Raw genomic sequence first — 13,686 nt, 5'->3', positions numbered from 1 at the left:
TAGCAAAGGCCGGGGTCAGATCCCGCCCACGTCGAACTGCAGCCGCTTGGCCGAGTCGATCGACTTGTGCGCCCGCACCTGCTCCAGCACATTTTCCGGGAACGGCGCATCGAGATAGAGCAGCGCGATGGCGTCGCCGCCCGGCCGGTTACGGCCAAGCTGGAAGTTGGCGATATTGACGCCATTCTCGCCACACACCGTGCCGAGCAGGCCGATGATGCCCGGCGCGTCGGCATTGGTCGTGTAGAGCATGTGCTGGCCAACCTCGGCGTCGAGGTTGATACCCTTGATCTGGATGAAGCGCGGCTTGCCGTCGGAGAAGCAGGTGCCGGCGATCGAGCGCGTCATGTGCTCGGTCTTGACGGTGAGCTTGATGTAGCCGTCGAATACGCCCGACTTGTCCCGCTTGACCTCGGCGACGATGGTGCCGCGCTCCTTCACCATGATCGGCGCCGAAACCATGTTGACGTCGGCGACCTGCGGCCGGATCAACCCGGCAAGGGCGGCACTGATCAGCGCGCGCGTGTTCATCGTCGCGGTCGAGCCGTCGAACAGGATCTCGACCTCCTTGATCGGATCCTCGGTGACCTGGCCGACAAAGGCGCCGAGCACTTCGGCGAGCTTGACGAACGGCTTCAGCCGCGGCGCTTCTTCCGCCGTGATCGACGGCATGTTGATGGCATTGGAGACGGCGCCCTTGATCAGGTAGTCCGACATCTGTTCGGCGACCTGCAGCGCGACGTTCTCCTGCGCTTCCGCCGTCGAGGCCCCGAGATGCGGCGTCACCACCACATTCTCCATGCCGAACAGCTCGTTTTGCTCGGCCGGCTCGACCTCGAACACGTCGATGCCGGCGCCAGCCACCTTGCCGCTCTTCAGCGCCGCGATCAGATCGGCCTCGACGACCAGTCCGCCGCGGGCGCAATTGATGATGCGCACGCCGTTCTTCATCTTGGCGATTGCCCCGGCATCGATGATGTTGCGCGTCTTGTCGGTCAGCGGCGTGTGCAACGTGATGAAGTCCGCGCGCGCGAACAGCTCGTCGAGCTCGACCTTGTCGACGCCGAGCTCCTCGGCGCGCTTGTCCGAGAGGAACGGGTCGAAGGCAACGACATGCATCTTCAGGCCGACGCCGCGCGTGGCGACGATCGAACCGATGTTGCCGCAGCCGATGACGCCCAGCGTCTTGCCGGTGATCTCGACGCCCATGAAGCGGTTCTTCTCCCACTTGCCGGCATGGGTCGAGGCGTTGGCTTCCGGGATCTGGCGGGCGAGCGCGAAGATCATCGCCACGGCGTGCTCGGCCGTCGTGATCGAATTGCCGAAGGGCGTGTTCATCACGATGATACCCTTGCGGCTCGCCGCCGGGATATCGACATTGTCGACGCCGATGCCGGCGCGTCCGATGACCTTGAGCCTGGTGGCGGCGTTGATCAGCTTTTCGGTGACCTTGGTCGCCGAGCGGATGGCGAGGCCGTCATACTGGCCGATCACCTCAAGCAGCTTTTCCTTGTCCTTGCCGAGATCGGGCAGATAGTCGACCTCGACGCCGCGATCCTTGAAGATCTGCACGGCGGTGGGAGAGAGTTTGTCAGAGACGAGAACACGGGGCGCCATCGCGACCTCCTTGAAAAATGGGATTGATCCGGGAATGGGCGGCCCGCAGGCCGCCACGGAAAATCTCAGGCAGCCGCTTTCAGCGACGCCTTCTGTGCCGCGAAGGCCCAGTCGAGCCAGGGCAGCAGCGCCTTGAGATCGGAAGTCTCGACGGTCGCGCCACACCAGATGCGAAGGCCAGGAGGCGCGTCGCGGTAGGAGCCGATGTCGTAGGCGACCCCTTCCTTGTCGAGCATCGAGACAAGACCCTTGGCGAAAGCCGCCTGTCCGTCGGCGTCGAGCGCCGCGATATCCGGATCGGTGAAGGACAGGCAGACAGAAGTATTCGACCGTGTCCCCGGCAGGGCGGCAAGATGGCCCAGCCAGGAGGATTTATCGACAAAGCCATCGAGCACGGCAGCATTGGCATCCGCCCGGGCGACCAGCGCATCGAGGCCGCCGATCGACTTCGCCCAGAGGAGTGCGTCGAGATAGTCCTCGACACACAGCATCGACGGCGTGTTGATGGTCTCGCCCTTGAAGATGCCTTCGATCAGCTTGCCACCCGAGGTCAGGCGGAAGATTTTCGGCAGCGGCCATGAGGGCTTGTAGCTCTCCAGCCGCGCAACGGCACGTGGCGACAGGATCAGCATGCCATGCGCACCCTCGCCGCCCAGCACCTTCTGCCAGGAGAAGGTGACGACATCGAGTTTTTCGAAATCGAGCCTCTGCGCGAAGGCGGCCGAAGTCGCGTCGCAAATGGTCAGGCCCTTGCGATCGGCTGGAATGAAATCGCCATTCGGCACGCGCACGCCCGACGTCGTGCCGTTCCAGGTGAAGACCACGTCGCGGTCGAAGTCGATCTTGGTGAGATCCGGCAATTCGCCATAGCCGGCCTCGAGCTTGCGCACGTCGGGCAGCTTCAACTGCTTGACCACGTCGGTGACCCAGCCGGAACCAAAGCTTTCCCAGGCGACCATGTCGACGCCGCGCTCGCCGAGCAGCGACCACAGTGCCATCTCGACCGCACCGGTGTCCGACGCCGGCACGATGCCGATGCGGTAGTCCGCCGGGACCTGGAGGATTTCGCGCGTCAGCTCGATCGCCTGTTCGAGCTTGGCCTTGCCGATCTTGGCGCGATGGGAACGGCCGAGCGCGGCATTTTTGAGCGCCTCGACCGACCAGCCGGGACGTTTTGCGCAGGGACCTGAGGAGAAATTGGGGTTTGCCGGACGGAGTCCGGGCTTCGTATGCGTCGTCATCGTGGTCTATCCTTCCAGATAGTGGCCCCTCGTTGGGGAGGGGTGGCCCACGGACGGCGATATGCGTTCAGGCTTCGGGCGTCAAGAGGAAAGTTTTTGTCGCTGCCGAGATACCGGCGATCCGCGATCAGCATTGTGTGATTTCAAACGCAAACGGCGGACCACAGGGATCCGCCGCCAAGGTGCTGGTTTGTCCCAGGCCTACCAGAGATCGTAGCGCAGCCCGACCTTGACCTGGTGATTGCTGATCCCCTTTTTGATCGGAAAGGAGGTCAGGCTTTCGGCCGTCACATATTCGGCATTCGGGGCGGAGAAATACTGGTAGCCCAGATCGACGGAAACGTTCTTCGTCACCTGGTAGGCAAGGCCCGCATTCAGCGTGTAGGCGAGGGAGTATTGTGTCGCATTGTCCTGCAGGCTGAAACTGTTGGCGGGCACATTGTTGTCCGTGTAAGTCGCCGAAAGCTTCCGCGAACTGCGGACAAAGCCGACGCCGGCGCCAACATAAGGCGTGATTCCGACATAGGTGCCGAGATCGACATAGCCGTTGAGTATCCCCGAGAAGGCATAGTTCTTCAGCGATCCCGCCCCCTGGGTCGGCAATGTCGGCAGTGCCACGACCGCTGAATCGTCATAGCCGAAGCTGGCCTTGTTACCCGGCAAGTAGCCGAAGTTAACATCGGCGCGGAGGTAATCGTTGAAGTGATATCCGAAGCCGACGCTCGCAAAATATGCGTCTTCGCTCTCGCTGAAGTTTTCGTTGTTGATCGCCGACGGGAAGGTGAAATCCCCATTTTTGAAGCTTTTCTGCACCAGGTACGAGACATCGCCGCGCAGATACCAGCCCGAGCCGACCTCGACCGGCACATAGTCGGGCGCTTGGTCGACATAGATGGGCGGATCATAGTCGGCGGCCAATGCTGGCGTCAGCGGCAAAAGGCCTAGTCCAGCAAGCGCCAGCACAATACGCGATGTGAGTGTCATGGTCCCCGACTCCCGGATTTGGCGACGCTTGCAATCACAGCGGCAGCCATCGTTTCAAGGAGCATTGTTAACCATAGTGGTTAAGTCACGGTTAAGGCTAACAGAGCGTTAGCGAATTCATTCTCGCTAATGCATGACACTCTGAATTGTCTTGCCTGCCTGGGCACTTCATTGGCGGCAGCTCAAACGAAAACCGCCCGGCAAGGCCGGGCGGTTCGCGTGTATTCGCGGCAGTGGATTTTTTACTTGGTGTAGATCGGCTCAGGTTCGGGCTGGTAGGCCACCACCGGTGCCGCGCACCCATTGTTACCGCCGAACTGATAGCGCAGGCCGCCGCGCACCTCGTGGGTGTTGAAGCCGTGGTCGAAGCCCGGCCCGGCGCTGCTCGTATCAAATTCGAACATGCGGCCGCCCTGAATATGGGAGAAGCGATAGCCGGCATCGAGGATGACCTTGTCGGTCAGGCAGTAGGAGGCACCGGCCATGACCGCGTAGGCAAAGCGCCAGCTGGATGTTCCCGGGTTGGTCTCGGCGGTGTTCGGATCGTAGACGGTATCCCACTTGACACGCGCGCCACCGATACCGGCACCGACATAAGGCGTGATGCCGTGCCAGGTGCCGATATCGACATAGGCATTGGCGAGCAGCAACAGGGCGCTCATCTTCGACACTTCGGTCGAGGTCGTGGTGAGATCCGATGTTCCGCCGTTGAAGTTGGACTTGAACCAATAATCAGCGGTCAGGTCGGTGCGGAAGCGTTCGTTGATCTTGTAGCCGACGCCGGCACCGAGCGAGAAGCCGCCCTTGAGCTTGCCATAGTCGAAGGACTTGCTGCCGGCGACCCCGACAGGAGGTCCGCACGGGCAAGGCTCGGCTCCGTAAGTGATGTAGTCGATGTCACCCACTTTCGACTTGTGATAGTCGATGTCGCCACGGATATACCAGCCGCCGACATCGACCGGTTGCTCGTAGACAGGCGGTGGCGCTTCTTCGACCTGCGGCTCTGGCAGGTCGGCCGCGAGAACTGGCCAGGCCAGGCCCGCGAACAGCAACGCGAACAGAGCCTTTCTTGCTGTATTGAACATGCTTGTCACCCCTAGGAACCCTCGGAACGCGGTCGCGTCCGAAATGAGATTGGCTTTCAAGCGTGGATAATGAATTGCAAAGGTTAAAACGCGTTTAACCCTGTTGATTAACCACGAATCGCTAAAATCCAAGGGATTCAGGGGCTAATTTCGACAAATGGAGGCCGACACTCCGGCCAACAAAAAAGCCCGCCGGAAGGGCGGGCCTGGTTGCAATCGAAGCGGCTATGACGCCCTGCGGGCGCGCCGGAAATCAGGCGGCGCTGCGGGTTTCCGATATGACTTCGACTATGTCGTTGACGACGGCCTCGACCAGTTGCGGATCGTCGCCCTCGGCCATGACCCGGATCAGCGGCTCGGTGCCGGACGGACGGATGACCAGCCGCCCGGCCTTGCCGAGACGGTTGCGCGCATCCTCGATCGCGGCCTTGACCGGGGCTTCCTCGAGCGGCTTACCGCCGGCGATACGAACGTTCTTCAGGAGTTGCGGCACCGGCTCGAACTTCTTCGACAGCTCGCTGACCGGGCGTCCCTGGCGCTTGATGCAGGCCAGCACCTGCAGCGCCGATACCAGGCCATCGCCGGTGGTCGAGAAATCCGACAGCACGATGTGGCCTGACTGTTCGCCGCCGACATTGAGCCCATGCGCGCGCATATGTTCCACGACATAGCGGTCGCCGACCTTGGTGCGGTGCAGTTGCAGCTTCATGTCGCCGAGGAAGCGTTCGAGGCCGAGATTGGACATCACCGTCGACACGACGCCGCCGCCGGCAAGCCGTCCGCTCTGGTGCCAGGACTCGGCGATCAGCGCCATGATCTGGTCGCCATCGACGATCGCGCCATTCTCGTCGACGATGACGACACGGTCGGCATCGCCATCGAGCGCGATGCCGATATCGGCGCGCACTTCATGCACCTTCTTCTGCAGGCCGGCCGGATGGGTCGAGCCGCATTCCTTGTTGATGTTGAAGCCGTTGGGCTCGACGTTGATGGCCACGACTTCGGCGCCAAGCTCCCACAGCGCCTCGGGCGCCACCTTGTAGGCCGCGCCATTGGCGCAATCGACGACGATCCGGAGACCCGAAAGCGACATCGAGCGCGGCAAGGTGCGCTTGGCGAATTCAATGTAGCGGTCATGCACGCCGTCGACGCGCTTGGCCCGGCCAAGCCCGTCAGAATCGGCGAGTGAGAGTTCGATATCCTTGTCGAGCATGCTCTCGATGCGCTCTTCGATCTCGTCGGAGAGCTTGTAGCCGTCTGGCCCGAACAGCTTGATGCCGTTGTCGTAATAGGGGTTGTGCGATGCCGAGATCATGACACCGATATCGGCGCGCAGCGAACGCACCAGCATCGCGACAGCTGGCGTGGGAATCGGGCCGAGCAGGAACACATCCATGCCGGCGGCGCAAAGACCGGCCACCATGGCATTCTCGATCATGTAGCCGGAAAGCCTGGTGTCCTTGCCGAGAACGACACGATGGCGGTGGCTGCCGCGCTGGAACGAAAGGCCGGCAGCCATGCCGACACGCATGGCGATTTCAGCGGTCATCGGAAACTTGTTGGCGCGTCCGCGAATGCCGTCCGTGCCGAAGTAATTCCCTGCCATGCTAGTTAGATTCCCTGACGGTTCTTTGCCGGCGTCTCATGCCACAATTGGAAGGTCCGCCATGATCACATTGTGTGATTATATGTTACCAATCCTTAGAAAATCCTTGTTGTGCACTGCACGCAACAACGCCCCAGCATAACATGATGGCACTGTAACACTGCAACATACCAGTTCTGCGAGCTATTCGGCGCAGGTGCACGCGGAAAATCTTGTTTTCAACCCGGCAAGGGGCAATGATTTCATCACCTTATCGGGAGGATCGAGCCTCCAGCGATATATACCTCACTTAGCATCTGGCGCAACCGATCGTTGAGCGTTATTGATTCGCAGGGACGTATATAATGGGCTGCAGCAACGGAGAAACGCTATGCTCATCCACCGACTTGCCACTCTGACCGGCCTCGCCGTAGCGACGTTGTTCCTGGCTGCGCCAGCCAACGCGCTGACGATGGCCGAGTGCAGCACGAAATATAACGCGGCCAAGGACGCGGGGACACTTGCTGGCGCGACCTGGAACCAGTTCCGCAAGGCGCAGTGCGGCACCGACGCGGCTGCCACCACGGACACCAAGCCGGCCGACACGAAGAAGGCCGCCGAGACCAAGCCGGCCAAGGCCGCCAAGGCAGCGGCGGCTGACGACAGTGCCGCCAAAGGCCTGACAGCCAAGGAATGCAGCGCCAAGTACCAGGCGGCCAAGGCCGCCGGCACGCTGAACGGCCAGAAGTGGAACGACTTCCGCAAGAGCCAGTGCGCCGCCGGCGCATCCGCCGCCGCCGACACCACCAAGCCGGCAACCACCAAGGCCGCCGCGGCTGCCGCCGACGGCAAGGGCCTGACCATGGCCGAGTGCAGCGCCAAGTATCAGGCTGCGAAGACCGGGAACACGCTGAAGGGCCAGAAATGGAACGACTTCCGCAAGGCCGAATGCGGCGCCACCGCCTCGGATGACGACAGCGTGCCCGCTCCGAGCGAGGCAAGCTACACCAAGGAACCGGCAAAGCCGACGACGGTTGCCCCCAAGGGCGTCACCTTCCCGTCCGCGATCTCGGCAAAATATGCCAGCGAAACCCCCGGAAAGGGCCGCATGCATACCTGCCTCGACCAGTACTATGTCCTCAAGGATGCCAACGCGCTTGGCGGCCTGAAGTGGATCCAGAAGGGCGGCGGCTTCTACAGCCTTTGCAATGCCAAGCTGAAGGGCTGATCGACAGCTGCATCTGAAGAACAAAGCCCGCGAGCCGCAAGGTTCGCGGGCTTTTTGTTGCGTTGAAAAGCTCAATGGTCCTGCTTCCGCTACCGCGAAAGTCTTGGACCGATAGCGTGGTAGCCCACCCCCGGCAGCCGGGTGCGGGACGTCTTCTGGGTGAGGCATAAGATTCTGGTTGAACATATGCAGAACAAAAAGTATACAAAAGATGTTCAATCTGTACTCGATATGGAGGGTTTGATGTCTGGCTTGAAATTGACGGCGCTGGCTGCAGCGACTTTTATTGCCTGGGGCGCCATTCCGGGAAACGCAATGACGATGAAGGAATGCGGCGAGACCTATCGGACCGCCAAGGAAAGCGGTGCCCTGAACGGCATGGACTGGAACGCTTTCCGCAAGGATAAATGCGCAGCGTCCACTACGGGAAGTGCCGAGGCGAACACGGCCAAAGCGACACAACAGCCGAAGAAGGAAGCCAGCTCGGCGACCGCACCCACCGTAGCGCCGGCTGGCGTGACGTTCCCAACCACGCTCGCGGCCGAATTTCAGGCCGAAAAACCCGCCAAGGCGCGAATGAAGACCTGCCTTCAAGGCTATCATAGCAACAAGGATGCCGGAACGTTGAGCGGCCTGAAGTGGATCCAGAAGGGTGGCGGCTATTACAGCCTGTGCAATGCCAAGCTGAAGACCTGATCGCCTAGATATCCGAGGAAAGAGAGCCCGCGCATCGTGAGATGCGCGGGCTTTTTGTTGGGTGCTTCAGAAGGGGAGTGCCGTCGGGGACGCTGCCAATCTCCTCCCTGTGGGGGAGATGTCCGGCAGGACAGAGGGGGGCGCGAAGGAACTCGACGCTTGTAAAGTGACGGTCGCTTTATCTGACGAAAGTGGGGGGGGGGAGCGGCTCGGCGAAGCCGAATAGGAGCGGGCACCGAGCCCGCTTTGTCGCTTTCGGCAAGGGCGAGTAACAAGAACTTGGCAATCCTGGCGGGACAGCGCCCCTCTCTGCCCTGCCGGGCATCTCCCCCACGAGGGGGAGATTGGCCGTCGCGCCGGCTTTCGCCAATCACCAACGTGAAAGCCGTCAACTCTCCGGCGTACCAAACAAAAACGCCGCGGACCAAGCCGCGGCGTTTCTCGATCAGTCTGTCTCGGCCAATCTCAGCTCGACGGCTGCGGCTCCATGCCGCCTTCGGGCTCGGGGCCCTTCTTGCGGCGGCCACCGGACTTCGGCACGGCCGAGCCACGGCTGGGCGGCGTGTCGTCGCCGAGGTCGCGCGCGGGCTTTTCGCCGGCGATCAACTGCTTGATCTCGTCGCCCGACAGGGTTTCGTATTCGAGCAGGCCCTGCGCCAGTGCGATCCATTCCTTCTTCTTCTTGGTCAGGATGGACTTCGCCGTCGAATAGGCCTCGTCGATCAGGCGGCGCACTTCGGCATCGATGATCTGCGCGGTCTCTTCCGAAATGTTCTGCGTACGCGCCACCGAATGGCCGAGGAACACCTCTTCCTGATTGTCGCCATAGGCGACATGGCCGAGCTTGTCGGAGAAGCCCCAGCGCGTGACCATGGCGCGCGCAAGCTTGGTCGCCTGCTCGATGTCCGAGGACGCGCCCGAGGTGATGTTCTCCTTGCCGAACTTGAACTCCTCGGCGACGCGGCCGCCCATCATGATGGCGAGACGCGAGATCATGTACTTGTAGCTCATCGAATAGCGGTCGCCTTCCGGCAACTGCATGACCATGCCGAGCGCACGGCCACGCGGGATGATCGTGGCCTTGTGCAGCGGGTCGGCCGACGGCACGTTGAGCGCCAGGATGGCGTGGCCGGCTTCGTGATAGGCTGTCAGCTCCTTCTCGGCCTGGGTCATGGCCGACGAGCGGCGCTCGGCACCCATCATGATCTTGTCCTTGGCGTCCTCGAACTCGGCCATGGTGACGAGGCGCTTGTTGCGCCGCGCCGCCATCAGCGCGGATTCGTTGACCAGGTTCATCAGGTCGGCACCGGAGAAGCCCGGCGTGCCGCGCGCGACGACCTTGAGGTCGACATTGGGCGCCAGCGGCACGTTGCGCACATGCACCTTGAGGATCTTCTCGCGGCCGACGATGTCGGGGTTCGGCACCACCACCTGGCGGTCGAAACGGCCCGGTCTGAGCAGCGCCGGATCGAGCACGTCGGGACGGTTGGTGGCGGCGATCAGGATGATGCTTTCGTTGGATTCGAAACCATCCATCTCGACCAGCAGCTGGTTCAGCGTCTGCTCGCGCTCATCATTGCCGCCGCCGAGACCGGCGCCGCGATGGCGGCCGACGGCATCGATTTCGTCGATGAAGATGATGCAAGGCGCATTCTTCTTGGCCTGGTCGAACATGTCGCGGACACGGCTGGCGCCGACGCCGACGAACATCTCGACGAAGTCCGAACCGGAAATGGTGAAGAACGGCACGTTGGCTTCGCCGGCGACCGAGCGGGCGAGCAGCGTCTTGCCGGTGCCCGGAGGGCCGACCAGCAGCACGCCGCGCGGGATCTTGCCGCCGAGGCGCTGGAACTTCTGCGGATCGCGCAGGAACTCGACGATCTCTTCCAGGTCTTCCTTGGCTTCATCGACGCCGGCAACATCCTGGAAGGTGACACGGCCATGCGCCTCCGTCAGAAGCTTGGCCTTCGACTTCCCGAAACCCATGGCACGACCGGAGCCGGACTGCATCTGGCGCATGAAGAATATCCAGACGCCGAGGATCAGGATCATCGGCAGCCACGAGATCAGGTAGCCGAACAGCGAATTGGAGCCGTCGGTCTCGGGCCGCGCGTTGATGGTGACGTTCTTGTCCTGCAGCCGCGACACCAGCTGGGGATCGCCGGGCGAATAGGTCTGGAAGCCGCTGGAATTGTCGGTGTAGGTGCCGGTGATGCGGGCGCCCGCAATGGTCACCGTCTTGACCCGGCCGGCCGCGACGTCCTGCAGGAACTGCGAATAAGGCACATCGCTCGAAGCCCCACGCGTCTGCGGCGTCTGGAACAGATTGAAGAGAGCGATGAGCAGGACCGCTATGATCGCCCAGAGCGCGAGGTTGCGATAATTCGGATTCATCAATTGTCCCGTTGGTGTCCGCGGACGGACAGCATCATGAGAGGAAACTTGGGCCTAACATAGGGAGAGCGCCTCCCCTTGCCAAGCAGAACAGCACGTCTGGGTTAAGCTTTCGACCACCATCAGCCGGCACTGTGGCCGCTGAAAGGCGGGGCGGGAAGCGATGGCGCGCCGATCAGTTCGGCGACGGCCCGCGCCGGCGCCAGATCGAAAGACGGCAGGAAGCGGGCAAAAGGTGCAACGACCGGCCGCACCGCGAACCCTTGGCGGACCGGTTCGTCGCCTCGCGGTCCAGCGTTTTCAACGGCTTGCCGCAACGTCGGTTCAGCAGCACACGCGGCGCGCATCAGGCTTTGCGGTGTCTCTCCCTTGCCGATTGCCAGCCGTCTCGTCGCCGCGCTCCCCAACGGCGCGATCAACAATGCGCCGGAGCTGTCGTCCAATGTGATGTGGCGGCGACCATCCCAGATGGTGTTGTCGATGGCCGCGGCGATGGGCGGCAAACCCCTTGCCTCGCGCCGCAGGAAGATGCCGGCGCGCCGGAAATCGACCACGGTCCGCGACAATGTGGCGCAAAGGGATCCGGCCTTCAGCCGGTTGAACAGCGCCTCGCTGCGCGCCTGGTCCGGAAGAAAGGCGACGCCTCCGGCGGTGGCCAGCAAGATACGCAACGCATAGACGGCCGCCCGGTCGATGCCGGCCGAAAGCAGGCGCGGATCGAGGCGGATAAGGCCGATGGCGGGCTGGCCGGCGAAACGATGGATCAGATCGGCGGCGCTTTCGCCTAGCTGCCGGCGTTCGACAGCCGCCTGGTTGGCCAGTGCCAGCGCATCGTCCATACGCCGAAAACTCTCGGCGGCGAGCGAGGCACGCATTCGCGGCCGCTCGAAGGCCTCGTCGATGTTGGACGGATCCTCGGCCCAGCCGACATGTTCACGCCGAAGGTAATCGCGAAGCGCCGAGCGCCGCGTGCCCAGGAGCGGGCGAACGATCCATTCGCGCCAGTCATAGAGAGTGGCCGGTGCCATGCCGGCAAGCCCACGGCCGGCCATTTCGGCAAACTCCCGGGGCTCATCCCGCGCCTGCCGCATCAGCACCGTCTCGGCCTGGTCGTCGGCGGTATGGCCAGTCACAATCAGGCCGATGCCATGCGCGCGCGCCGCCTCCGCAAGCAGCCGATAGCGCGCTTCCCGCGCCGCCGCCGGCAGGCCGGCCGATGGTTTGCTTCCAGCCCAGACCATGGTGCGGTGGGCAATGCCGCGCCCGGCGCACAGCTTCGCCACGGCTTGCGCCTCGGCCGCCGAACCGTGCCGGAGGCCATGGTCGACCGTCACGGCCAGCAGCCGCACGGAGGGCGCGGTTCGGTCGAGATGCTGTTTGAGAAGGAGGAGCAGGGCGGTCGAGTCGCCGCCGCCGGACACGGCCGCAACGGCGCCGTGGGTAAAATCGATATGCGAAAAAAGTCTGGTCGAAAGATCAGGCTCGGTCTCGAGCATCAACGCGTGTCGCCCAAAAGTGGTCCCGGTTTCGGGAATAGGACATGCGGGAGAAAAATCAGCAAGCAGCCAGGGCCTTCTCCTGCTTGACCCGTTCCTTGAGCGCATTGGAGATATCGGGGTAGCGCTTGCCGACCTCGCTGAAGGTGGCGCAGGCGACGTCGTGCTGCTTGAGGCCGACCAGCGACACGCCGAGCTTCAAAAGCATGTCGGGCGCCTTCTTGGCCTTGGGGTAGTCCTTGCTGGCGGCGAGGAAGACCTCGGCCGCGTCGCGGTATTTCTGCTGGCCAAGCAGCGATTCACCCAGCCAATAATGCGCATCCGCCGTCTTCGCATCGCGGGGGAAGCGGGAAATATGATCGCGAAAACCCTGTTCGGCGGTGCTGTAGTCGCCCGACAGGATGAACTGGTACGAATTGCGGTAGAGTTCTTCCGGGTCGTTGGTGGAAGGCAGTGCGGCAACCACCGTGCCGCCGGACTTGCCGGCCTTGGCCGGTGCGCCGGTGGCCGGGGCGGTGTCTTGCGCCGGGGCGGTTGCCTGGGTGCTGCCGCCGGCATCGATCACGTTGCCGTTTTTGTCGACGGTGATGGAACCAAAGGTCTTTTCCGGCGCTCCCGTGCCCGGGATCACCTTGCCAGGGTCGCCATCGGGTGATTCGACGATGACGTCCTCGACCGTCTTGCCGCCCGAGGACTGATCGCCGCCGGGCGCGGCGCCGGCATCGGCCGGCGCCTGCGTTGCCGGGGCCGACGCCACGTTGGTGTTGGTGTCGGTGGTCGCGTCGGACTTCTTCTTCGGCGCCGCCGGTGTCTGCCCACCCTGCGAGCCGCCTTCCAGCTGCTGGAAGCGGAACTCGTTGTCCTCCTGCTGCTTTCGGATCTGCTCCTGCATCTGCAGGACCTGGAAATTGAGTTCCTCGATCTTGCCGTTCATCTGCCGCAGTTGGTCTTCCAGGCTGGTGACGGCGGTGCCATCGGACTGCGCCATCCGAACCTGATCCGGTTTCTTCTTTTCCCCGAAAAGCTTGGGCAATTCGATGCTGGGCAGATGGAAGGAAAAGCCGCTGTCGGTTGATTGCCCTGTGCTGCTCGCCCCCACGCCGCTCGCCAGAGCGGTGAAGCCTGATAGGAGCAGCGCCGCAAGCGTGCCGCTCAGAACCGATCTCAAATGCATGTGCCTCTCGCCGTGTGTCGTTAGTCTGTTCGCGCCTTCCAACCAGAGTGGGACCAGCCAAGCGCCCTCGGCTCATAGCAGGGCGCGAGACTTCGGCCAAATTTTGTTTCAGGCATCCGGATATGAAAAAGGCGGCCCGAAGGCCGCCTTTCGCAAAGCTGTGTTGTATTTTTGTCGCTCGACTGT

The 13,686-nt window shown here is 62.6% G+C and carries 10 protein-coding genes; 2 read left to right on the top strand and 8 right to left on the bottom strand.

The genetic code is table 11. The features are described from left to right. Nucleotides 1-15: 15 nt before the first annotated feature. From serA to glmM, 5 genes are all read right to left on the bottom strand, one after another. Complete coding sequence (serA, locus tag AC07UC_RS07490) at nt 16-1,617, bottom strand: phosphoglycerate dehydrogenase (RefSeq protein ID WP_494904909.1); 1,602 nt, start codon at nt 1,615-1,617, stop codon at nt 16-18. Nucleotides 1,618-1,682: 65 nt separating this feature from the next. Beyond that, a complete protein-coding gene (locus AC07UC_RS07485; protein WP_494904908.1) occupies nt 1,683-2,858 on the bottom strand; it encodes a phosphoserine transaminase in 1,176 nt (391 codons plus the stop codon). A 201-nt stretch (nt 2,859-3,059) separates the two neighbouring features. Continuing rightward, on the bottom strand, nt 3,060-3,842 hold the full coding sequence (locus tag AC07UC_RS07480) for an outer membrane protein (RefSeq protein ID WP_494904907.1): 783 nt from the start codon (nt 3,840-3,842) through the stop codon (nt 3,060-3,062). Between the two features lie 242 nt (nt 3,843-4,084). After that, a complete protein-coding gene (locus tag AC07UC_RS07475) occupies nt 4,085-4,927 on the bottom strand; it encodes an outer membrane protein (protein ID WP_494904906.1) in 843 nt (280 codons plus the stop codon). 253 nt (nt 4,928-5,180) lie between these two features. Further along, the gene (gene glmM, locus AC07UC_RS07470; RefSeq protein WP_056575467.1) at nt 5,181-6,533 is read right to left on the bottom strand and encodes a phosphoglucosamine mutase; all 1,353 of its coding nucleotides are present in this window, start codon (nt 6,531-6,533) and stop codon (nt 5,181-5,183) included. Between the two features lie 370 nt (nt 6,534-6,903). Between glmM and AC07UC_RS07465 the strand changes: the two genes are divergently transcribed. Both AC07UC_RS07465 and AC07UC_RS07460 read left to right on the top strand, forming a co-directional pair. Beyond that, nucleotides 6,904-7,740 (top strand): hypothetical protein, encoded by an 837-nt coding sequence (locus AC07UC_RS07465; protein WP_140777130.1) that lies wholly within the window; start codon nt 6,904-6,906, stop codon nt 7,738-7,740. A 243-nt stretch (nt 7,741-7,983) separates the two neighbouring features. Further along, nucleotides 7,984-8,436, top strand: a complete 453-nt coding sequence (locus tag AC07UC_RS07460) for a hypothetical protein (RefSeq protein WP_494908910.1) — start codon at nt 7,984-7,986, stop codon at nt 8,434-8,436. Nucleotides 8,437-8,901: 465 nt separating this feature from the next. On the opposite strand, the gene ftsH is transcribed toward AC07UC_RS07460, so the two are convergent. The 3 genes from ftsH to ybgF form a co-directional block, all read right to left on the bottom strand. Beyond that, nucleotides 8,902-10,830, bottom strand: a complete 1,929-nt coding sequence (gene ftsH / locus AC07UC_RS07455; protein ID WP_140777132.1) for an ATP-dependent zinc metalloprotease FtsH — start codon at nt 10,828-10,830, stop codon at nt 8,902-8,904. Nucleotides 10,831-10,952: 122 nt separating this feature from the next. Next, nucleotides 10,953-12,326: a tRNA lysidine(34) synthetase TilS gene (gene tilS, locus AC07UC_RS07450; RefSeq protein WP_494904904.1), complete on the bottom strand. Its 1,374-nt coding sequence runs from the start codon at nt 12,324-12,326 to the stop codon at nt 10,953-10,955. Nucleotides 12,327-12,384: 58 nt separating this feature from the next. Then, nucleotides 12,385-13,500 carry a tol-pal system protein YbgF gene (ybgF, locus tag AC07UC_RS07445; protein ID WP_202325559.1) on the bottom strand — a complete coding sequence of 372 codons (1,116 nt, stop codon included), beginning with the start codon at nt 13,498-13,500 and terminating at the stop codon, nt 12,385-12,387. Between the last annotated feature and the right edge of the window lie 186 nt (nt 13,501-13,686).

The organism is Mesorhizobium sp. GW821-FHT04C10, assembly GCF_059420305.1.
The sequence above is the reverse complement of the archived record's forward strand: the minus strand, read 5'-3'. Positions and strand labels throughout refer to the sequence as shown.

Coding starts and splice junctions, on each gene's coding strand:
- serA (WP_494904909.1), bottom strand. CDS start 1,617: ATGGCGCCCCGTGTTCTCGTCTCTGACAAACTCTCTCCCACCGCCGTG.
- AC07UC_RS07485 (WP_494904908.1), bottom strand. CDS start 2,858: ATGACGACGCATACGAAGCCCGGACTCCGTCCGGCAAACCCCAATTTC.
- AC07UC_RS07480 (WP_494904907.1), bottom strand. CDS start 3,842: ATGACACTCACATCGCGTATTGTGCTGGCGCTTGCTGGACTAGGCCTT.
- AC07UC_RS07475 (WP_494904906.1), bottom strand. CDS start 4,927: ATGTTCAATACAGCAAGAAAGGCTCTGTTCGCGTTGCTGTTCGCGGGC.
- glmM (WP_056575467.1), bottom strand. CDS start 6,533: ATGGCAGGGAATTACTTCGGCACGGACGGCATTCGCGGACGCGCCAAC.
- AC07UC_RS07465 (WP_140777130.1), top strand. CDS start 6,904: ATGCTCATCCACCGACTTGCCACTCTGACCGGCCTCGCCGTAGCGACG.
- AC07UC_RS07460 (WP_494908910.1), top strand. CDS start 7,984: ATGTCTGGCTTGAAATTGACGGCGCTGGCTGCAGCGACTTTTATTGCC.
- ftsH (WP_140777132.1), bottom strand. CDS start 10,830: ATGAATCCGAATTATCGCAACCTCGCGCTCTGGGCGATCATAGCGGTC.
- tilS (WP_494904904.1), bottom strand. CDS start 12,326: ATGCTCGAGACCGAGCCTGATCTTTCGACCAGACTTTTTTCGCATATC.
- ybgF (WP_202325559.1), bottom strand. CDS start 13,500: ATGCATTTGAGATCGGTTCTGAGCGGCACGCTTGCGGCGCTGCTCCTA.